Raw genomic sequence first — 21740 nt, forward strand, 5'->3', positions numbered from 1 at the left:
TGTTGTAGAAGTATGATGCAAAACATTTTTTAAACTTTTTCAAAGTGATAAAAAGGGCTTATTTTTAGACCCTAATTTTTAAACAGTTACAGTTATGGCAGATAATAAACTATTTAGTGAGTTTGCTCCACAATCTACGCAAGAGTGGATCGACAAAATCACTAAAGACCTTAAAGGCGCTGACTTCGATAGAAAGTTAGTTTGGAGAACAAATGAAGGATTCAATGTTCAGCCTTTCTACAGACTGGAGAACATGGAAGATAAGATGTACATGAACACTTATCCTGGAGATTTTCCATATGTACGCGGAAACAAGAAAGACAACAACAATTGGTTCATCCGTCAGGATATCATCGTTGAAGATGTAAAGGCTGCAAATGCAAAAGCTCTTGACGTTCTTAACAAAGGTATCGACTCATTAGGTTTCGTTTTAAATTGGAAAAGCCTTAGCAAAGATGAATTGGCAACTTTGTTAGAAGGTGTTTACATGGATTGTGTTGAAGTAAACTTCGAAAAAACACACGGTTCAGTAGAGTTAATTAAAAACTTACAAGCAATTGCAACTGAAAAAGGAATTGCTCTTGACAAAGTTCAAGGTGGTGTTGCTATCGACATTTTAGGTGGTTACAGTGCATGTGGTAAATTCTGTACTTCAGAAGAAAATTCTTTTAACTACCTGAAAGAAGCTGTTGAAGCAGCAAAAGAACTTCCAAACTTCAAAGTTGTTGCTGTTGGTGGTAGATTATTCAATAACTCTGGATCATCTATCGTTGAAGAATTAGGTTTCAGTTTAGCTGCCGGTGCTGACTATATAAGCAAGTTAATGGAAGCTGGTTTGTCAATTGAAGAAATTGCTCCAAAAATCCGTTTCAACTTTGCAACTAGCTCTAAATATTTCATGGAGATTGCTAAGCTAAGAGCAGGTCGTATGCTTTGGGCTTACATCTTGAAAGAATTTGGTGCTTCTGAAGAAATGTGTAAAATGTTCATCCACGGAGAAACTTCTGATTGGAACAAAACTGTTTACGATCCATACGTAAACATGCTTCGTACTCAAACTGAGGCTATGTCTTCTGTTCTTGGTGGTTTAGATTCTTACACAGTTAAACCTTTCAACTCAGTTTACGAAGATACCACCGAATTCTCAGAGCGTATCGCACGTAACCAACAGTTGTTGTTGAAAGAAGAATCGCACTTCGGAAAAATTGCCGACCCTGCAGCAGGATCATACTATATTGAGTCTCTTACTGAATCAATCAGCGAAGAAGCTTGGAAACTATTCCTTGAAGTTCAAGAAAAAGGTGGCTACCTGGCAGCATTCAAAGCTGGTTTCGTTCAGGAAACAATCAAAGCTACTGCTCAGAAAAGAGATATGGCAGTTGCTACTCGTAAAGAAAACTTCTTAGGAACTAACCAGTTCCCTAACTTCGGTGAAGTTGCAGAAAAAGAATTACCTGCAGAACTTTTCGCTCCAGAAAACAAAGCTGACGAAAATGCTGAATGCGAAACATTGAAGCCATACCGTGGTGCTCAGGCATTCGAAGCAATGCGTTACAAAACTGATGTTTACGCAAAAGAAAACGGTCGTCCTAAAGTGATGATGTTCCCAATCGGTAACTTGAACATGCGTAAAGCTCGTGCTCAGTTCGCTTGTAACTTCTTCGCTTGTGCCGGCTTCGACGTAGAAGACCACAACGGATTCACTTCTGTTGAAGAAGGAGTAAAATTTGTAACTGAAAAAAATGCGAAAATCGTTGTTGTTTGTTCATCAGATGATGAATATGCAACTATCGCTCCTGAAGTTTATGAAGCATTAAAAGGAAAAGCAACTGTTGTTGTTGCTGGTGCTCCTGCATGTGCTGACGAACTAAAAGCTAAAGGTGTTGAAAACTTTATCAACGTGAAGTCGAACGTACTTGAAACATTAAAAGCTTACCAAGCTGAACTTGGAATCAAGTAATTGAGGAGAACGAAAAAGTAGATTTTCAAATTTTACTTCAAAAATTTTATTAAAGATGAAACCAAATTTTAAAAATATAGATATCAAGTCATCTCAAAGAGCTGCCAAAAATTCTCAGGAATGGGAAAAGGAAAATGGCATCGAAAAATCTTGGATGACACCTGAGCAAATTCCTGTTAAAACAGCTTTTAACAAGGAAGATTTAGAAGGTATGGAACACCTAAACTACGTTTCTGGTTTACCTCCTTTCCTTCGCGGACCTTATTCAGCTATGTATCCTTTGCGTCCATGGACAGTTCGTCAGTACGCAGGTTTCTCTACTGCTGAAGAATCGAATGCATTCTACCGTCGTAACCTTGCTGCTGGTCAGAAAGGTCTTTCTGTAGCATTCGACTTGGCTACTCACCGTGGATACGATTCAGATCACCCACGTGTAATTGGTGATGTAGGTAAGGCTGGTGTTGCTATCGATTCTATCTTGGATATGGAGATCCTTTTCGATCAGATTCCATTGAACAAGATGTCTGTATCGATGACAATGAACGGTGCTGTACTTCCGGTTTTGGCTTTCTACATTGTTGCAGGTTTGGAGCAAGGAGCTAAATTGGAAGAGCTTTCAGGTACCATTCAGAACGATATCTTGAAAGAATTCATGGTGCGTAACACTTACATCTACCCACCAGAGTTCTCAATGAAAATTATTGCTGATATTTTTGAATATACTTCACAGAAGATGCCTAAGTTTAACTCAATTTCTATCTCTGGTTACCACATGCAAGAAGCAGGTGCAACTGCAGATATCGAGTTGGCTTACACTCTTGCTGATGGTTTAGAATATTTGAAAAAAGGTGTTGCTGCTGGTATGGACGTTGACGCATTTGCTCCTCGTTTGTCATTCTTCTGGGCAATTGGTATGAACCAATTTATGGAGATTGCAAAAATGAGAGCTGGTCGTTTACTTTGGGCTAAGATTGTAAAACAATTCAATCCTAAAAACCCTAAGTCTATGGCATTGCGTACTCACTCACAGACTTCAGGTTGGTCGTTAACTGAGCAGGATCCATTCAACAACGTTGGTCGTACTTGTATCGAAGCTATGGCTGCTGCATTGGGTCACACTCAGTCTCTTCACACCAATGCATTGGATGAAGCGATTGCACTTCCAACTGACTTCTCTGCACGTATTGCACGTAACACTCAGATTTATATCCAGGATGAATCAACTATCTGTAAGGCGGTTGATCCATGGGCAGGTTCTTACTACGTAGAATCATTAACTCAAGAGTTGGTTGACAAAGCTTGGGCTCACATCGAAGAGGTTGAAAAACTAGGTGGTATGGCTAAAGCGATCGAATCTGGTATTCCAAAACTTCGTATCGAGGAAGCAGCTGCTCGTACTCAGGCAAAGATCGATGCTGGTACTCAAACTATCGTAGGTACTAACAAATATCGTTTGGAGAAAGAAGATCCATTGGATATCTTGGAAGTTGACAACACTGCTGTACGTACTGCTCAAATTGAGCGTTTGGCTAAGCTTCGTGCTAACCGTAACGAAGAAGAAGTACAGAAAGCTCTTGAAGCAATTACTGAATGTGCTAACGGTGGAGAAGGTAACTTATTGGATCTTGCTGTTAAAGCTGCTCAGGCTCGTGCTTCATTGGGAGAAATCTCAGATGCTTGTGAGAAAATTTGTGGTAGATATAAAGCTGTTATTAGAACCGTGTCAGGAGTATATTCATCAGAATCAAAAGAAGATGCTGATTTCGCAAAAGCGAAAGAATTGGCAGATAAATTTGCAGAACAAACTGGACGTCGTCCACGTATCATGATTGCAAAAATGGGTCAAGATGGTCACGACCGTGGTGGTAAAGTAGTTGCTACTGGTTTCGCTGATATAGGATTCGATGTGGATATGGGACCATTATTCCAGACTCCAGAAGAATCTGCTAAGCAAGCTGTAGAAAATGATGTACACATGGTTGGTGTATCTTCATTGGCTGCTGGTCACAAAACTTTGGTTCCTGCAATTATCGAGGAATTGAAAAAATTAGGACGTGAAGATATCATGGTTACTGCAGGTGGTGTAATCCCAGCTCAGGACTACGATTTCCTTTATGAAGCAGGTGTTGCAGGTGTATTTGGTCCTGGAACAAAAGTTTCTAAATGTGCGATCCAAATGTTGGAAATCTTGATCGAGCAATACAAAGACTAATTAACACCGATCATTAAATGAACTCAATGTAAATGTCACTTTGTTCCTTTACATTATTCATTTATATATCGGCATTATACCAGCAATATTTTTTATATGAATGGTATAAGATTATCACTATATTTAAAGACAGGGAGTTTTACTTCCTGTCTTTTTTTTATCCAAATTTAAGTATCATGATTAAATCTCTTTTGTTTTTCCTTTTTGTCGGAATCAATTTGACTGCAGCTGCTCAAAATAAAACCATAGAAGATACTCGCCTAAAAAAACATGTTTTGTATGGAAGAGTTACACTCGAAGCTTTTGAGTTAGATATCTGTAAAGATTGGTATGGGCCTGAATACAAGAAATACAAAGCTAAAAATGGGATTATTAAAAAACTGAGAAAACAATCTTTTGAAAAAATTAGAATAGATTTAATTCTAGGATCATGGTGTCATGATTCACATCGCGAAGTTCCTCGTTTTATAAAAATTCTTGATGAAATAAGATTCCCATTTGAAAATCTAAATATGAATGCCTTAGATACAAAGAAAGAATCTCCCGACTACAATGCAAAAGTGAATCATGTAAGCAGAGTGCCAACTGCAATCATTTATCGAAACAATGAAGAAATTGGAAGAATCATCGAAACACCCAATCAAAGTCTTGAGAAAGACCTTTTAAAAATCCTTTCGAAAAATTAGTATATTAGCAATATCTAAATAACAATCATCAATCTAAAATGGAACAAGTACGCTCTAACTCTGGACAAACCTTAGGAATCATTGCTTTGGTTCTGGGTATTTTAACTCTTTTTATTGGATTTATTCCTTGCATTGGTTTTATAGCCTTTGTTCCTGGAGTTATTGCCATAATTCTAAGTATTATAGGACTAAGCAAAGCAAATAGAGATAATGGAGCAATTGGTTTAAATATTGGTGCATTGATTGTATCGTTTTTAGGTGTTTTAGTTGCATCATTATGGTTGTTCTTCTTTGTTGGAGTTGCCAGTATGAACGAAGATGAGATTGAAGGATTTGTTGAAGAGGTAATTGAAGAAGTAATCGAAGAATCTGTTTATAATCCGGATTTACAAGAAGCTTTAGAAGAATTGGAACAACAACTTGAGGAAATAAATATCGACTCAATCACCAGTGAGGTTGATAGCCTTGAAATGAAAATTAAGGTAGAAATTGAAACCAATAAAAAACAAGAATAGCCTAACTAGCTATCAAATAATCAACTTAATTTTTGCATCAATAATAGCTGGTATATTTATTTATTCGGCTGTTTACTCTCATCCCAAAGTAAGTCATCCAATACCATCTGTATTTTCTCAGGTAACAGGTAAAGATAGTCCTTCATCTGGCCTATCTCGTAGCTTTTCCGCTCTTACTCAAGGTGATGTTAAATCAGCAAAAGAACTTAATCCCTACAGTATCCAAATCTTTTTATTTTTTGCTTTTCAGTTGATTTTTAGAATACTTACCTTTTTCTTGATAAAGAAAACATTTTCTTTGATTAACATCTATATTTTAGCTGATATCGCTTTATCCACATTAGTCTTTTTACTGGTTTTCAAACCTTTGATTATTTTCACACTTGAACTATTTAAAAATTTTATCGTAAATTGAATAAAGATTAATATTTATTAAACTTTTTGCGATATGTCATTTTTACTAGTTAGTTTATGTTTGTCTCTACTAACAGGTATTATGGCCTTACATGTTCAGAACGAAAATAACCTATCAAAAAGAATAGTTAAGGCTGGTGTAATAGTAGAGCAATTGTTAGATCAAAATGGAATAAATCATATTGATCTGAAAAAGAAGTTTTTGACCTCAAGCCTCTCCACGCAAATCAGATTGGTAGAATACCACTTGAATTATCTGGATTCAAACTATACTGATTTCGGTCCTAAGAAAACAATATTTCAAAGAATTGATAATATTGAAAATGCATTAAGTCGTTATCAAGACTACAATACAGAATTAAAGCTTGCATCATAATGCAAGCTTTAATTTTATAGTATAAATTTATTTTATATCCGAGAGAGAAAAACACTTATCAACCTTAACGCCTCTGTCTGTTTTTATAATACTGCAACATTCAGTAGTAATATCATGTTGAAAAAACAAAATGGCATTTTTTTCCACAGCTTCTGCAAGAAATTCTTGTTTTTCGGCTAATGATGCTGTTGGATTTAGATCGTAACTAGCCAACCATTTTACTGGCACATTCGCTGCTGTAGGTATAAAATCTCCAGCAAAAACCACTTCCTGACCATTAAAATTGATTACCGGAATCATTAATCCAGGTGTGTGACCTTCAAAAATTTTCACTTTAAAATTTGGAAATAATTCGCCTTCATTCTCTACCAAGTTCAACTTACCCGCTTCCTTTATCGGCATTATATTTTCATCAAAAAATGCGTCACTCTCGCGAATATTAGGATTTAAATAATTCTCCCATTGCTGTTTACTAACCCAATGTTGAGCATTTTTAAATACCAGCTCATATCCTGTCTTATCAGAATTCCATTTTACCGCCCCTCCACAATGATCGAAATGCAAATGGGTAAAAACAACATCTGTTATATCATCAGCTGAGAATCCTGCACTTTTTAAAGAATCCAACATATTGGCATCACCATTTAGATGTTGATGCTTGAAAAATTCTTCACTTTGCTTGTCACCTGTTCCATTATCAATCAATATCTTTCTTTCGCCATCAACAACAAGCATGCTTCTCATGGCACAATTACAATAATTGTCTTCGTTCGATGGATATTTTCTACTCCACATTACTTTGGGAACAACACTAAACATTGCTCCACCATCGCACATAAAATTTCCTGTTTCTATATTGTATATTTCCATGATAATATTGTTTTATTCTAGTATCTTTAATTTTCGCAAAAGAAAGGCTTAAATCATGTTAAAGTACTCTTACTTATTGCGGTTCAAAAATACAATTTTATAAAAGATTATCAATGAAAGTTCACTTTATAGCAATTGGTGGAAGCGCCATGCACAATTTAGCAATCGCATTACATAAAAAAGGATTTGAAATTACTGGTTCCGATGATGAAATTTTTGACCCTTCAAAATCAAGATTGGAGAAATATGAAATCCTGCCTAAAGAATGGGGTTGGTTTCCAGAAAATCTTAGCACTGATATTGATGCGATAATTCTTGGTATGCATGCAAGAATTGACAATCCTGAATTGTTAAAAGCACAAGAACTTGGATTGAAAATTTATTCTTACCCTGAATACATTTACGAACAGACTAAAAACAAAACCAGAATTGTAATTGGTGGTAGTCATGGAAAAACCACAACAACCTCGATGGTAATGCATGTTTTGAAAGATAATAATATCGACTTTGATTACATGGTAGGTGCACAGATTGAAGGATTTGAAACCATGGTTAAATTAAGCAGAGATGCTAAAATTGCCATTTTTGAAGGGGATGAATATCTTTCTTCTCCTATCGATCGCAGGCCAAAATTTCATTTGTATCATCCTGACATTGCACTCCTAACTGGAATTGCCTGGGATCATATTAATGTATTTCCAACTTTCGAGAACTATGTGGAACAATTCGAAATTTTCACACAGATGATTCAAGAGAATGGTTCTTTAATCTATTTTGATGGTGATGAACACATTGCTAAAATTGTTGAAAAGAAAAAAGAAGGCATCGAATACATTCCATACAATTCACACCCCTTCGAAGTGGTTGATAACTGCAGTATTCTTAAAACAAACAACGGAAATGTTCCTTTGGAAATTTTTGGAGAACACAACCTTCAAAACCTTATGGGAGCCTATCATATATGTAAAAAAGCTGGATTAAGCGACAAGCAGTTTTACAATTCCATTCAAAATTTTTCTGGAGCAGCCAAGCGTTTACAAAAGCTTTCAGAAAATAATTCATGCACAGTTTTTCAAGATTTTGCACACTCTCCATCCAAATTAAAAGCCACTACCGAAGCTGTAAAAAAACAGTTTTCCAATCGTAAATTAATTGCTTGCATGGAATTACACACGTTTAGTAGCTTGAAAAAAGAGTTTCTTCCACACTACAAAAACACCATGAGTTTGGCTGATAAAGCCATTGTGTATTTTAATCCAAAAACGGTTGAACACAAAAAGCTTGAGCCTATAACAAAGGAACAGGTAGCGGAAGCTTTTGGAGGGAATAATGTAACTGTTTACACCGATTCCGATTTGGTTATTAGTGATTTATTAGACCATGATTTCAAGAATACCAATGTTCTTTTGATGAGTTCTGGAAATTTCTCAGGAGTTAACTTGTCTGCACTAGCAGAAAGAATTGTCAATAAAAGCTGAATCAATACATCCATATTGTTTTGCCTGTCAGTAAAATAATACTATTTTTAGTATAAATCAGATTAAACAGCTTTAATACCATGTCTGCTTTACACAGGTTTACCATTCTATTTTCAGTTTTACTTTCATTTGCTTTTGTGAATTTGCATGCTCAAAATCAAATACAGGAAGCGGAAGAATTATTGCCTAAAGCGGAAGGTGAGAAACGCATAGCATTGTTGCGAGAGTTATCAAAGCTCTATTTGGATGTAAATATTGACAAAAGTATTGATTACCTAAAGGAAGTGGTTGTTTTATCCTCGGATACTCCAGCAAATCACGCAACGGCTTTGTATGATTTGGGAAATCTGTATCGAAAAGTTAATAATTTCAGAAGGGCTTTAGATTGTCATTTGCAGGCATTGGAAATTCGCAAGAACACATCCGATGTATTGGCCGTATCAGCTTCGTACAATAATATTGGAGAGATTCATAAAATTCTGAACAAACATCAGAAAGCTCTGGAATATTTCAATCAATCGCTGAAAATTAGACAGAAGGAGGGATCAGAAAAGGAAGTTGCTTATACCTTAAACAATATTGGTAGTGTGTATTGGCTAGATAAAGATTATGCCAACGCATTGGAGTATTATTTAAAATCTTTGGAAATCAGATCCAAACTTGGCGATAAATCTGATATTTCCTCATCATTGAATAATCTAGGTAATGTCTATAAAAATTTAAACAAGTACAACAAGGCATTGGATTATTACAAAAAGGCTCTGACACTTCGTGAGGAACTTGGTGATAAATCTCTTATTGCCTATACCTTGAATGACATTGGTGGTATTTACTGGAGGCTGAACAATTTTAATGAATCACTTAATTTTTACAACCGAGCTCTAAAAATCAGACGGGAAATTGGCAACAAGCGTTATACTGCAGCCACCTTAAAAAATATAGGAACAGTTTACAAAGATTTAAATGAACTTGATTTTTCGTTAAAACACTATAATGAATCGCTTAAAATATACAATGAGACAGGTGACCTGAAAGCACAAGCCAATGTATATTCACTAATCGGAAATTTATACAGCAGCTATAACAATTTCGATAAAAGTCAGGAATACCATAAAATTGCACTTAACCTTCATGAGAAATTAGGAAATGCTAAAGGAATTGCATATTCATCAAATAACATAGGCGAAATTTTAATGGATTACTATAAGAGCGATGATGCTTTGCAGTATTTAGAATCGGCATACGAAAATGCCAATTATTCTAAGGACCGAAACTTACAAAAGGTAACTTCCGAAAATCTATTCGAATACTATTCAAATAAAGGCAACTACAAAAAAGCATTAGAGTATTATCGCAATTATTCAAACACTCAGTATGACAGCATTGTGGATCAATACGACAAGGATAGAATCAGTGAATTTGAAGCAAAATATGAAATCTCTAAAAACAAAGAAGAAATTAAAGGGCTGAAGGAATACAACAGAATGCAAGCCATTCTGATTTACCTTTTTATTGTCCTGATTATTTTCGCAGGAATTATTGGTTACATTACCAATAAAAATATCAAATTAAGAAAAGAGACAACCGCTGCCCTTACTGAGAAAAACAGGGAGCTGGAAGAAATCAATTCACGATTAAAGGAATCAGATATTATTTTGCGTGATTTGAACCTAACCAAGGATAAAATTTTTAATATTATATCGACTGATTTGCGCGATCCATTTATTGACCTGAAAAATATCAGCACAAAACTTATTGAAAGTTTTGATGAGAACGATATTGAATACCAAAAGTCCTTGGCCATTGGAATTCGCGATTTATCTGCTCACACCAATGAATTGGTCGAAAATATTTTACTGTGGTCTGCTTCGCAAGCAGGCAAAACTACATTTTCTCCAAAGTATTTTAATATTAGAGAATCTATTAATGGTATTCTTCAAAAACTATCTGGTCCAATTATTGAAAAGAATCTGAAGTTCATTTTTAATATGGACAATACTTCTATGGTTTATGCTGATTCTGCAGCCATATCAGAAGTTTTTAAGAATCTAATTTCAAATGCCATTAAATTCTCCTATTCAGAGGGAAAAATCACTCTTTCAGCACGAGAAAAAAAATATCTTGTTGAGATAGAAATATCAGACGAAGGAGTTGGCATGAGCAAATCAAACCTTAATAAGATATTCAGATTAGATAATAATTACCTTGCGCTTGGTACTGCCCAGGAAAAAGGAGCTGGAATCGGGCTATTGCTTTGCAAGGAGTATGTAGAAAAAAATGGAGGTAAAATCTGGGCTGAGAGTGAAGAAGGAAAAGGAAGTAGTTTTTATATCACGATTCCCAAATCAGAGAAAATTTTGGAATCCATGCCAAAATCAAATGCATAAAAAAGAGGCATCCGAATGGATGCCTCTTCATATGTCATGAACTGCTAATTATTAAGCAAGTTTTACTTACGTACGAAATGATAGTGGCTTCCGAATCTTTCGAATGCAGCCTTATCAAGTTCTTCTCTAAAGTCTGGATGAGCAACAGAGATAATTGCTTTAGCTCTTTGCTGAAGTGACTTACCAAACAAGTTCACTGCACCGTGCTCAGTTACAAACCATCTCATGTTGTTACGAGTAGTTACTACACCTGATCCCGTTAATAAGGTTGGTGTAATTTTAGATACACCTTTACCAGTAACAGAAGGCATTGCAATAATAGGCACACCTCCTTCAGAAGCTGCAGCACCACGAGTAAAGTCAATCTGACCACCTACACCTGAATAGTGCTTAGTTCCGATTGAGTCTGCACAAACCTGACCAGTAATATCAATAGATAATGCAGAGTTGATAGCACATACTTTTGGGTTTTGCTTAATAATACCAACACCATTAGTATAAGCAACATCCATCATTAAAACTCCCGGGTTATCATCAACGAAATCATAAAGTTCTTTTGTTCCCATCAAGAAACCTGCAACAATTTTACCTGGATCTAATTTCTTGTTTCTACCATTAACAACACCGCTTTCTACCAATGGAAGAAGACCATCAGCAAACATCTCAGTGTGCACACCAAGGTCCTTGTGATTTCCCAACTGTGCTAAAACTGCATTTGGAATACCACCAATACCCATTTGCAAACAAGCTCCATCAGGAATCAATTCTGCAACATTTTTACCAATTGCAATATCCATTTCTGACAATGGAGCATTGTGGTGCTCGATAAGTGGAGAGTTATCTTCACAGAAGATATCAAAGTTTGATAATGGCATCATTGCATCACCAAAAGCACGAGGTACATTAGGATTGATGATTGCAACAACAGTATCAGCTTCTTCAACTGCAGCTTTACTTGCCTCAACAGAAGTACCTAAAGATACATAACCATGCTTATCAGGAGTACTTACCTGTACAACTGCAACATTTACATTTAAAACTCCTTCACGAATCAATTGCTGAGTTTCTCCTAAGAATACAGGAATATAATCTGCATAACCAGCTTGCGTTTGCTTTCTTACATTAGCCCCAACAAATAATGACTCAAGATTAAAAATTCCTTCAAATTCAGGATCAGCATAAGGAGCTGGTCCTTCTGTGTGAATATGCTGAATGGTTACATCGTAAATTTCACCATTACGACCGCGATCACACATTGCGTTAATAAATTTATGAGGTGTCAACGCCACTGAGTGTAAGTGCACTCTATCTCCAGACTTAATTACCTTTGCTGCTTCTTCAAAAGAAACTGTCTTAATCTCTTTATGCATCTCTAATCGGTTTTTATATTGATGTTTATAAATTTCTAATTCGCCGACTAAAGTAGTATATTTTTTAAGTGCAATTTCTGCTATTCAGCATTAGTGCTACACAACATATCTTCATTATCGATTCATAATTAAGACTTTGCGATTTAGATCAAAAGAAATATCATTTTAGCAAATAACTTTATAATCTATATAACAAAGGAAGGAGCTTAAAACAGGCCTATATAAAATAAAGAAGCCGGGAGACCCAAACTCCCGGCTGCAAAACCCAAACATCTAATAAAACTTAAATAACAAAAACTATCAAACTATTATTTTTACTAACCCTATTAATAAGGTATACTATTTTTGTTGTAAGTACTTGTGAAAAATAGTTTTCCTTGTTTTCTATATCAAATATACGAAGCAATTACACATCAAGCAAATCAATATTGTTTATAGTGTTATAGATAATGTTTATATTTGAAAGAATTTAAAAAAACAACAAACTAATGATCACCATTACACAACTTGAATATATCGTAGCTGTTGACACCTACCGCCACTTTGCAACAGCTGCCGAAAAATGTTTTATCACTCAGCCAACCTTAAGTATGCAGATTAAAAAATTGGAAGAGTATTTGGATGTTACCATATTTGACAGAAGCAAACAGCCAATTATTCCAACCGACGTTGGCCTTGATATTATTGAACAAGCAAGAATCATTCTTAGCGAAACCAAAAAAGTTGATGAAATCATAAAAGACCATAAGAACACCATAGAGGGAAATTTGAAAATTGGAATTATTCCAACATTAGCTCCTTTTCTTCTTCCAATGTTTATTGGTGATTATATCAGAAAATATCCAGCAATTAAAGTTGAGGTGGAAGAAATGGTTTCCGAAGAAATTGTAAAAAGCCTTAAAAAAGATAAAATTGATGTTGGTATTTTTGTTACACCTGCAAAAGATGATAAAATTCGAGAAAGACATCTTTTCTATGAAGAAATGATGATTTACGCACACAAAGATCATCCACTACTAAAACAACCTATTGTTGAGGTAAAAGATATTGCTACTCCAGAAATATGGATGCTTAGTGATGGACACTGTTTCAGAAACCAAGTAATCAATCTTTGTGAGATGCATGATTTGCAACATCAGGAATTGCCATTCGAATTTGAAAGTAATTCTCTTGAAACATTAATGAAAATTGTAGATCGTGAAGGAGGATTCACTCTAATTCCTGAATTGGCTACTCAATATATGCCCGACGAAAAACTTAAACAGGTAAAAAAATTCACAAACATTCACCCTTTAAGAGAGGTTAGTTTGGTTTATTCTCGTCACTACACAAAAAATAGATTGTTGGATTTATTGGCTGATCAAATCAAAAACATCATCCCAAATAACTTTTTAAATAGCGATAGAGGAACAATTGTTGAATGGCGCTAAATTTATTTTTAGCTTATAACGAAGCAGTTAGTTTCTTTGGTAAAAAAAAGTGTGATTTTTTTTCAAAAAAAGTTTTGCAGGAATAAAGAATTATCTCTTTCTTTGCAGCGCAAAAGGAAAAAACAAGGGGCTAACGCTTCAACATTCCTGAAGCAAAAAAAAGAGTTTTTTTCGCAAAGTGTTTGCAGTTTTAAAAAAATAACTTACCTTTGCAGCTCTGAAAAATTAGACGGTCCGTTCGTCTAGGGGTTAGGACGCCAGATTTTCATTCTGGTAACACGGGTTCGATTCCCGTACGGACTACTAAGAATTTTGCAGCGATTAAATTTTAATTTATCTTTGCTGCGCATTAATAAACCAATGGTCCGTTCGTCTAGGGGTTAGGACGCCAGATTTTCATTCTGGTAACACGGGTTCGATTCCCGTACGGACTACCAAGATAATAATTTAGATAACTTTAAGAGATGGCAAATCATCAATCTGCAATTAAAAGAATCAGACAGTCTGAGAAGAGAAGAGTACACAATAAGTATTACGCGAAGACTGCAAGAAATGCTGTAAGAAAGTTACGTGCTACTTCAGATAAGGAAGCTGCTAATGAATTACTTCCAAAGGTAAATGCAATGTTGGATAAACTTGCAAAGATTAATGTAATTCATAAAAACAAAGCTGCTAACTTGAAATCTAAATTAGCTTCACACGTTAACAAGCTGTAAGACACTATAACTCTGTTATAAAGGGTTCTCAACGAGAACCCTTTTTGTGTATACACATATTTCTCATTGATTTTGTTTATGTAAATTCATAACTTTAGTTAAGTATTTACACAACAAACCATGGATGATTATAATAAACTAAGCATTAAAGACTGGGCCCTTGAAGATCGCCCCAGAGAAAAATTAATGTATAAGGGAGTTAAAAGTTTATCTACAGCAGAACTTTTAGCCATTATAATTGGCAGTGGAAATCGCAATCAATCCGCTGTCGAACTTTCCAAATCCATACTCTCCCATTGCAATAATGATCTTAACATCCTTGCAAAAAAATCCATTCATGATTTAATGAAGATCAAAGGAATTGGAGAAGCAAAAGCCATTGGTATCATTTCAGCACTGGAGATTGGTCGCAGGCAAAAAGCATTTCAGAGCAAACAAAAAGAAAAAGTCACTTGTAGTCGAGATGCTTTCGAAATTTTATTCCCACTTGTAGAGAATATCGGACACGAAGAGTTTTGGGTGTTATTTATGAACAGAGCCAATAAAGTAATTGAAATCAAAAACGTTTCTTCCGGAGGAATTACAGGCACGGTTTTCGATATCAGATTAGTTCTTAAAGAGGCTTTACAACTCGAGGCTGTTAATCTTATTCTTTGTCACAATCATCCATCTGGAAATTTGGCTCCTTCGACAGCTGATAAAGACATTACAACCAAATCGAAAGATGCTGCTAAACTGATGAATATCGAGATATTAGATCATATAATAATTGGCGAAAACGATTACTATAGTTTTGCCGATGAAGCACTAATTTAGAATGAATTAGATTACGAGTTTTTCCTCCTTTTCCTTCTTTAATATTATTGAAATATGGCTATATTTGCGCTCAGCTAATTTTTAAATAATAAAACATGGTGATCCATACATTAGGAGAAAACAACTCCCTTTTTAACCGATTTATAGCTGAAATCCGAGACGTTAACATTCAAAACGATCCTCTTCGCTTTAGAAGAAACCTTGAAAGAGTTGGTGAGATATACGCTTACGAAATCAGTAAAACTTTAGATTTTGCAGATCAATCAGTGGAAACTCCACTTGGTACTGCAATTGCTTCTCTTCCGAAGGATGAAGTTGTTGTGGCTTCGATATTAAGAGCAGGTCTTCCATTGCACAATGGTTTATTAAATTATTTCGATAGATCAGAAAATGCTTTTATTTCTGCATATCGCAAGCACACCGAAGATGGAAAATTCAAAATTAATTTCGAGTACATTTCATCTCCTTCTATCGATGGAAAAGTGGTAATTCTTGCCGATCCAATGTTGGCAACAGGATCATCTATGGAGTTGGCATACAAAGCAATGCTAACCAAAGGTACTCCTAAACATGTACACATTGTTTCTGTAATTGCAAGTCAAGAAGGTGTTGATCTGATTAAGAACAATTTACCAGCAGAAAACACTACCATTTGGAATGGAGTTGTTGATGCTGAACTAAACACCAAATCGTATATCGTTCCTGGTTGTGGTGATGCAGGTGATTTGGCTTTTGGTGCTAAACTAGGATAATCAATATTTTCGATAATATTTCAAGGACTGTTTTTATAACAGTCCTTTTTTTATGCCTTGAAAACACTAACCTCTGATGTATCAGGACAAGAATTTTTCATTTCCAAGATACTCTTATCCATTACTGGATGAATAAAATTAGGTGCAATTTCAGCTAAAGGAGCCAAAGCAAACATCCTCTCTCCCATTCTTGGATGTGGCACTTCCAACCTTTCTGTATCGATAATTAAATCATCGTAAAACAAAATGTCCACATCAATGGTTCTCTCGCTATAGCGATTTTTCTTTCGAACGCGACCAAGATTTTTCTCAATTTTCTGAGTCTGATCAAGTACTGCCTCGGGTAATAAATTGCTTTCTACCACCACTACCTGATTTAGAAAACTCTGCTCATGTTCGAACCCCCATGGTTCGGTCTCATAGATGGCCGAAATTTTCAGAACTTTTCCAACATCATTTCCCAAAGCTTCAACTGTACTTTGCAGAATCTGCTCTCTATCACCTAAATTTCCACCTATTAAGAAGTATACTATTGCCATCTCTTTTAATTTGATCGGTAAAAGAAACAAAGAAATCTTTCGAAACAAAATATACATCGAAAATAATCAACGTTTCAAACTTCTGTCAGTTTAAATAGATATATTTGTTATACTGCGGATTTACATAAATCAGCATCTTATAAATTAGAATAATCAATTAAAAGAAAATCAATATGAAAAGCTTCTTTAAATTTACATTTGCCTCCATATTAGGAGTTATTGTAGGTGGATTTCTTCTTTTGTTTTTGGGTATCATGATTATAGCTGGTATCGCATCAAGTGCTGATAAAGCAGTAACAGTTAAAAACAAAAGTGTCTTAGAAATTAAACTAAACAAATCGCTTGCTGATAGAGGTGCAGATAATCCTTTTGATGAATTGGATTTACCAGGAACCGGAAGCTCAAGCATCGGTTTAACAACCATTTTAGAAAGTATCGAGAAGGCTAAAACCGATGAAAAAATCAAAGGTATCTATTTAAATGTTAGTGATGTTTCAGCCAATTTTGGTGGGATCGCCTCTATCGAAGAAATCAGAAACAAGCTTAAAGAATTTAAAGAAACAGGTAAATTTATTGTGAGCTACAATAATTTTGGTTACTCGCAAAAAGCTTATTACCTAACCTCTGTCTCGGATAGCATTTATTTAAATCCTGAAGCAATGATATTGCTTCTTGGTATGGGTGGAGAAAGAACTTTTTACAAAAAATTCCTAAAGAACATTGGTGTAGAAGCTCAGGTAATCAGAGTTGGTAAATACAAATCGGCAACAGAACAGTTTTTCAGAGATGATATGAGTGACGAAAGTCGTGAGCAAACCATGGCTTATGTTGGTGATATTTGGAACCAGATTTTAAAAGGAATTTCGGAAGAAAGAGGAGTTTCTGTTGATAGATTAAATGAACTGATTGATGCATTTGCCATTAAAAAGGCAGCTGATGCTAAAAAACACAATTTGATTGATGGTGTGATCTATCAGGATGAAATGAATGACATCCTTAGAAAGCTTACTGACATTAAAGAAGACAAAAAACTTAGAAAAATTAGTATTTCTGATTATGCAAAATCTCCTGATGCTGATTTTAAATACTCAAAAAATAAAATTGCAGTAGTTTATGCTTCAGGTGCCATTGGAAATGAGCAAAGCGAAACAGCAATTGGTCCTGAATTGGCGAACACAATCCGTAAAGCGAGAAGAGATTCTACCATTAAAGCCATTGTATTGCGTGTAAACTCACCAGGTGGTAGTGCTTTGGTTTCTGATATTATTTGGAGAGAAGTAGAGTTGGCATCTCAAGAAAAGCCAGTTATCGCTTCAATGGGTAATGTTGCTGCATCTGGTGGTTATTATATTGCTTGTCCTGCAGATACAATTGTTGCTGATAAAAATACCATTACCGGATCAATTGGTATCTATGGTTTATTCTTCTCAGGTGAAGAATTGATTAAAAATAAAATTGGTTTCACAACCGATTCTTATGGCACCAACAAACATTCTGCATTTGGTGGAGGCTATCCATTAATGGTTGTTCCTGTTTCCTCAAGAAAGTTCACAAAAACTGAAAAAGAAATTCTTCAGGATATCATTAACGAAGGGTATGATACATTCCTAACAAGGGTTGCAGATGGTAGAAATCGCTCGAAAGAAGAGATTCATGAAGTGGCACAAGGAAGAGTTTGGAGTGCTGTTGATGCAAAAGAAAATGGCTTAGTTGATGTTTTAGGAGGTTTAGAAACCGCGATTGAGATTGCAAAAGAAAAAGCAGGCTTAGAAGATGACTATAGAATTGTTTCTCTTCCTAAACAAAAAGATCCTATTCAGGAATTAATAAAGGATATTACTGGTGAAGCTAAAACCAGATTTTTAAAATTTGAGTTAGGTGATACTTACAGATATTACAATCAAGCTCAAAGCATTATTGATTTAGGTGGCATTCAGGCTCGTTTGCCATACGAAATAGAACTGAACTAAATTTTATTAATTTTTCACATTAAAAATCCTCAAGAAATTGAGGATTTTTTTTTATTTCAGGATTCCCTATATTTTTATCAACTAAATAAAAAATTATTGTCATATTTATTTCCTTATAAATGCTAACAAATATTTCTGTAAATTTAATATGAAATTAATTGTTGCTATTTAAAAGTCAATCTCTAGTGAGTTGTTTCTAAACACCTGATTAAAAATATAATCGATGAAAGTATTACCGCGTTTTTTTAAAGTTTTACTACTCCCATTTAGTTTACTTTACGGATTAATTGTAACCATGCGCAATATGCTCTTCGATTTAAATATACTTAGTAGTACAGAATTCAAAATTCCAATTATTTCGGTTGGTAATATCACCGTTGGAGGCACTGGCAAAACCCCTCATATAGAATACCTTATCACTCTTTTAAAAGATGATTACAAGCTTGCTACCCTAAGTCGAGGATACAAAAGAAAAAGCAAAGGTTTTATTCTTTCTGATGAAAATTCCACTGCAAATTTGATAGGTGATGAGCCTATGCAAATCAAACGCAAGTTTCCTGACATACTGGTTTCGGTTGATAGCAAAAGGGTTAATGGAGTAAAAAATCTGCTTAAAAGTGAACATGGTAATGATTTAAGCGCGATTCTACTGGATGATGCCTACCAGCACAGGTACATAAAACCTGGCTTGTCCATTCTTCTAATTGACTACAACAGACCAATTACTCGCGACTTTATAATGCCGTATGGGCGTTTGAGAGAAAGTGCAGAAGAAAGATCAAGAGCAAATATCATTATTGTGAGCAAGACTCCTACTAACATGACTCCAATTGAGAGAAGAATCATTGTGAAAGAACTGAAGATATTGCCATATCAACAACTATATTTTACATGCTTAGATTATGGAAATCTTCAACCTGTATTTAGCAAAAATGCGGTAAAAATTGGGGATGAAGATTGGAACAAGGAAAGCTTTTCCATCCTTTTGGTAACTGGAATTGCAAACCCAAAACCTTTGCGAGAATATTTAGATGGTTTTTCGAATACAATTGAAGAATTGCACTTTCCAGATCATCATGCGTTTAATCAGAAGGATATTCAAGCTATTGAGAAGAAGTTTAATGAACTGCCTGGCGATAATAAAATCATTATTACCACAGAAAAGGATGCTACTCGTATTTTTGATATGGAAATCAAACAAGAAAGTATTAAAAAACACCTGTTCTTTGTTCCTTTATGCATTAAGTTTTTGAATGAAGACAAGTCAAAATTCGACAATCAGATTTTAAACTACGTCAAGAAAAATAAGCGCTCAAGCAACCTGCATAATATCGAAACAGATTCAATATAAAATAAAAGGGGAATTAAAACATTCCCCTTTACTCTACCATTTATTAACCACTACATTAATTAACAGCTAATGCAAAAGCATTTTGGCTTATGCCAAAACAAGAGCTTTCTTTTTAAATGCTCTATGCTTCATCAAGTTACAAAATCAAACATAAATAATCAAGCATTAAGTTTCTTTTTTTTACTGAATATAATTTCAATATTTTATTTCAATTTCCCTCCAATTACACAAGTCTTCTTATAGGTTTTCATGTGGCCATCCGGATTAAACATTTCGATATAAACAAGGTAAATTCCTATAGGCAACCTTTCCTTTTTAGAATTCAATCCATCCCAATAGACGCTATCATCAGTTCCCAAATACAAATTACTGGCAAGCTTCCTGATTTCCTTTCCCAATGAATTGTATATTCTGATATTCGCTACAAATCCATCATCTTTTAAATTAAAATTGATGTACAAACGATCCTCAATTCCATCATTATCTGGAGAAAAGATTTTTGATGACAAACTTACCTCCTCTGCTGATTCCTCTATATCACTATAAACAGAGTTATTCATACCAGGCGTTCCAAAGCCTATGCTTTGTGCCGCCGATTGCCAATTGGAAATTAAATTGGTTTCTTCCTCAGGGTTTACACGCTCTAATGCAACACCTTCTTTACTTGCCAACAATTCAAAATGCATATCCTCACGGTACTCCAGATCATCAATAAGCTCACCTTTTGTATACAAAATAATCCTTCCATTTTTATCAGGATAATTTGGTAAATCCACTTGGTGGAAAACTGAAGTATTTGAAGTAAAATAATTTTCTGCAACATTGGACGAATCAGCGGTAAATAAACAATACGATTCAGGATGCAGGAGAATCTGTTTCCTAGACAACTTCACACTATCTGTTAGCAAATAATTCTCATCTTTTTTACCGATATACAGTTGGGATAAATCGTAAATATTTTGAGTGCGATTGTACAGCTCTACATAGTCTGAACCTCCTGCCAATGGATTAAACAAGATCTCATTAATTACAATATCTTGTTTATGAATTTGAGAAGGCACCCAAAATTCCACCTGATTATCTTTGAGTGGATTACCAGCTAAATCTGTCACATTTTTAGAAATCTCTAATTTAAATTCTGCATTCTCAAGCAAATGTTCTTTAAAAACAATTTCAATTATCGTTTTAGCTTCTTCAAGTTTGCAAATCTCTAGTATAAGATTTTCCTCTTGTACCAATTTATAATTGGATTTTTGAAGCACTTCTGCCTCTTGCATAGGTTCTGAATAAGTTATTCGCACCGTATTTGAATTCAAAACTTCTATATCCTTAATTTGTGGTAAAATCTGATCTTTATTCTCTGCAAATACAGAATTTTGTTTACCTGGCGTTCCGCCATCAGTAGCATTAGATGCTTTCCAATTGGGTGCTTGCCAGGCAAAATTCATTGGATCAATTCGCTCTAAACTCCAACCACCATTACTTTTCTCTTCTGATTGATACCAGGTATCGGAATAGGCAATCTCGTCTATTGTTTCTTCTTTGGCAGACAACAATTTTACACTGTTTCCAGAATTGGTTAAGCCTGTAAAGTTTGATAAACCTAAAGTATTCCCATATTCAGAAAATAATACTACCACAGCATTAGAACAGAGAATCAAATAAGAGTTTGCTTGAATTGTATCCGAAGAAAACAACAACTCTTTGCTCCCAATTTTCAGCTTCCATCCTTCAACTGAAATTGGATAGCTTTTGGTATTGTATAGCTCTATGTATTCATACTCTGGCAATCCTTGACTCGGGCTTTCATCTGCCATGATTTCGTTGATGACAACATCATGCTCGTGTAATTCGTGGTATACAAAATTCAAAATTGTATCGAGAACATTTCCACATTC

Annotated in this window: 18 protein-coding genes and 2 tRNA genes; 16 read left to right on the plus strand and 4 right to left on the minus strand. The window is 35.0% G+C overall.

The genetic code is table 11. From position 1 onward, the window contains the following. The first annotated feature begins 94 nt into the window (after positions 1–94). The 6 genes from M0051_RS18220 (at position 95) to M0051_RS18245 (ending at position 6163) form a co-directional block, all read left to right on the plus strand. A complete protein-coding gene (locus M0051_RS18220; protein WP_306742994.1) occupies positions 95–1960 on the plus strand; it encodes a methylmalonyl-CoA mutase family protein in 1866 nt (621 codons plus the stop codon). Between the two features lie 55 nt (positions 1961–2015). After that, on the plus strand, positions 2016–4172 hold the full coding sequence (scpA, locus tag M0051_RS18225) for a methylmalonyl-CoA mutase (RefSeq protein WP_306742995.1): 2157 nt from the start codon (positions 2016–2018) through the stop codon (positions 4170–4172). Positions 4173–4348: 176 nt separating this feature from the next. After that, positions 4349–4858: a thioredoxin family protein gene (locus M0051_RS18230; protein ID WP_306742996.1), complete on the plus strand. Its 510-nt coding sequence runs from the start codon at positions 4349–4351 to the stop codon at positions 4856–4858. Between the two features lie 38 nt (positions 4859–4896). Beyond that, positions 4897–5373, plus strand: coding sequence for a DUF4190 domain-containing protein (locus tag M0051_RS18235; RefSeq protein ID WP_306742997.1), 477 nt, complete (start codon positions 4897–4899; stop codon positions 5371–5373). Next, complete coding sequence (locus tag M0051_RS18240; protein ID WP_306742999.1) at positions 5348–5788, plus strand: DUF2752 domain-containing protein; 441 nt, start codon at positions 5348–5350, stop codon at positions 5786–5788. The genes M0051_RS18235 and M0051_RS18240 overlap by 26 nt, the downstream gene beginning before the upstream one ends. A gap of 33 nt (positions 5789–5821) precedes the next feature. Continuing rightward, positions 5822–6163: a hypothetical protein gene (locus tag M0051_RS18245; RefSeq protein ID WP_306743000.1), complete on the plus strand. Its 342-nt coding sequence runs from the start codon at positions 5822–5824 to the stop codon at positions 6161–6163. Between the two features lie 27 nt (positions 6164–6190). On the opposite strand, the gene M0051_RS18250 is transcribed toward M0051_RS18245, so the two are convergent. Further along, a complete protein-coding gene (locus M0051_RS18250; RefSeq protein WP_306743001.1) occupies positions 6191–7033 on the minus strand; it encodes an MBL fold metallo-hydrolase in 843 nt (280 codons plus the stop codon). Between the two features lie 113 nt (positions 7034–7146). Between M0051_RS18250 and murC the strand changes: the two genes are divergently transcribed. After that, positions 7147–8511 carry a UDP-N-acetylmuramate--L-alanine ligase gene (murC, locus tag M0051_RS18255; protein WP_306743002.1) on the plus strand — a complete coding sequence of 455 codons (1365 nt, stop codon included), beginning with the start codon at positions 7147–7149 and terminating at the stop codon, positions 8509–8511. Positions 8512–8591: 80 nt separating this feature from the next. Then, complete coding sequence (locus M0051_RS18260) at positions 8592–10898, plus strand: tetratricopeptide repeat-containing sensor histidine kinase (protein ID WP_306743003.1); 2307 nt, start codon at positions 8592–8594, stop codon at positions 10896–10898. 62 nt (positions 10899–10960) lie between these two features. Here M0051_RS18260 and M0051_RS18265 read toward each other — a convergent pair whose 3' ends face one another. Further along, entirely contained in the window at positions 10961–12268 is a 1308-nt protein-coding gene (locus M0051_RS18265; protein WP_306743004.1) for an acetyl-CoA hydrolase/transferase family protein, read from the minus strand. A 488-nt stretch (positions 12269–12756) separates the two neighbouring features. Here M0051_RS18265 and M0051_RS18270 point away from each other — a divergent pair, with 488 nt between their 5' ends. The 6 genes from M0051_RS18270 to upp all read left to right on the plus strand — a co-directional run bounded on the left by M0051_RS18270 (position 12757) and on the right by upp (position 15982). Then, positions 12757–13698 (plus strand): hydrogen peroxide-inducible genes activator, encoded by a 942-nt coding sequence (locus M0051_RS18270; RefSeq protein WP_306743005.1) that lies wholly within the window; start codon positions 12757–12759, stop codon positions 13696–13698. A gap of 231 nt (positions 13699–13929) precedes the next feature. Continuing rightward, a tRNA-Glu gene (locus tag M0051_RS18275) sits at positions 13930–14001 on the plus strand. Between the two features lie 59 nt (positions 14002–14060). After that, a tRNA-Glu gene (locus M0051_RS18280) sits at positions 14061–14135 on the plus strand. Between the two features lie 27 nt (positions 14136–14162). Then, complete coding sequence (gene rpsT / locus M0051_RS18285) at positions 14163–14414, plus strand: 30S ribosomal protein S20 (protein WP_268190597.1); 252 nt, start codon at positions 14163–14165, stop codon at positions 14412–14414. A 120-nt stretch (positions 14415–14534) separates the two neighbouring features. Further along, complete coding sequence (gene radC, locus M0051_RS18290; protein ID WP_306743006.1) at positions 14535–15230, plus strand: DNA repair protein RadC; 696 nt, start codon at positions 14535–14537, stop codon at positions 15228–15230. Positions 15231–15325: 95 nt separating this feature from the next. Further along, a complete protein-coding gene (gene upp, locus M0051_RS18295; RefSeq protein WP_306743007.1) occupies positions 15326–15982 on the plus strand; it encodes a uracil phosphoribosyltransferase in 657 nt (218 codons plus the stop codon). A 50-nt stretch (positions 15983–16032) separates the two neighbouring features. Here the strand turns inward: upp and folK are convergent, their stop codons facing one another. Continuing rightward, complete coding sequence (folK, locus tag M0051_RS18300) at positions 16033–16521, minus strand: 2-amino-4-hydroxy-6-hydroxymethyldihydropteridine diphosphokinase (protein ID WP_306743008.1); 489 nt, start codon at positions 16519–16521, stop codon at positions 16033–16035. Positions 16522–16694: 173 nt separating this feature from the next. On the opposite strand from folK, the gene sppA reads away from it, so the two are divergent. Together sppA and lpxK are read left to right on the plus strand one after the other, a co-directional pair. After that, on the plus strand, positions 16695–18491 hold the full coding sequence (sppA, locus tag M0051_RS18305; protein ID WP_306743009.1) for a signal peptide peptidase SppA: 1797 nt from the start codon (positions 16695–16697) through the stop codon (positions 18489–18491). Positions 18492–18714: 223 nt separating this feature from the next. Beyond that, positions 18715–19842, plus strand: coding sequence for a tetraacyldisaccharide 4'-kinase (lpxK, locus tag M0051_RS18310; protein ID WP_306743010.1), 1128 nt, complete (start codon positions 18715–18717; stop codon positions 19840–19842). 203 nt (positions 19843–20045) lie between these two features. Here the strand turns inward: lpxK and M0051_RS18315 are convergent. Beyond that, positions 20046–21740 (minus strand): lamin tail domain-containing protein (locus M0051_RS18315; RefSeq protein WP_306743012.1); only part of this gene is annotated, 1695 nt, incomplete at its 5' end.

The sequence above is a fragment of the Marinifilum sp. D714 genome, from assembly GCF_030851345.1.
GTDB lineage: Bacteria > Bacteroidota > Bacteroidia > Bacteroidales > Marinifilaceae > Marinifilum.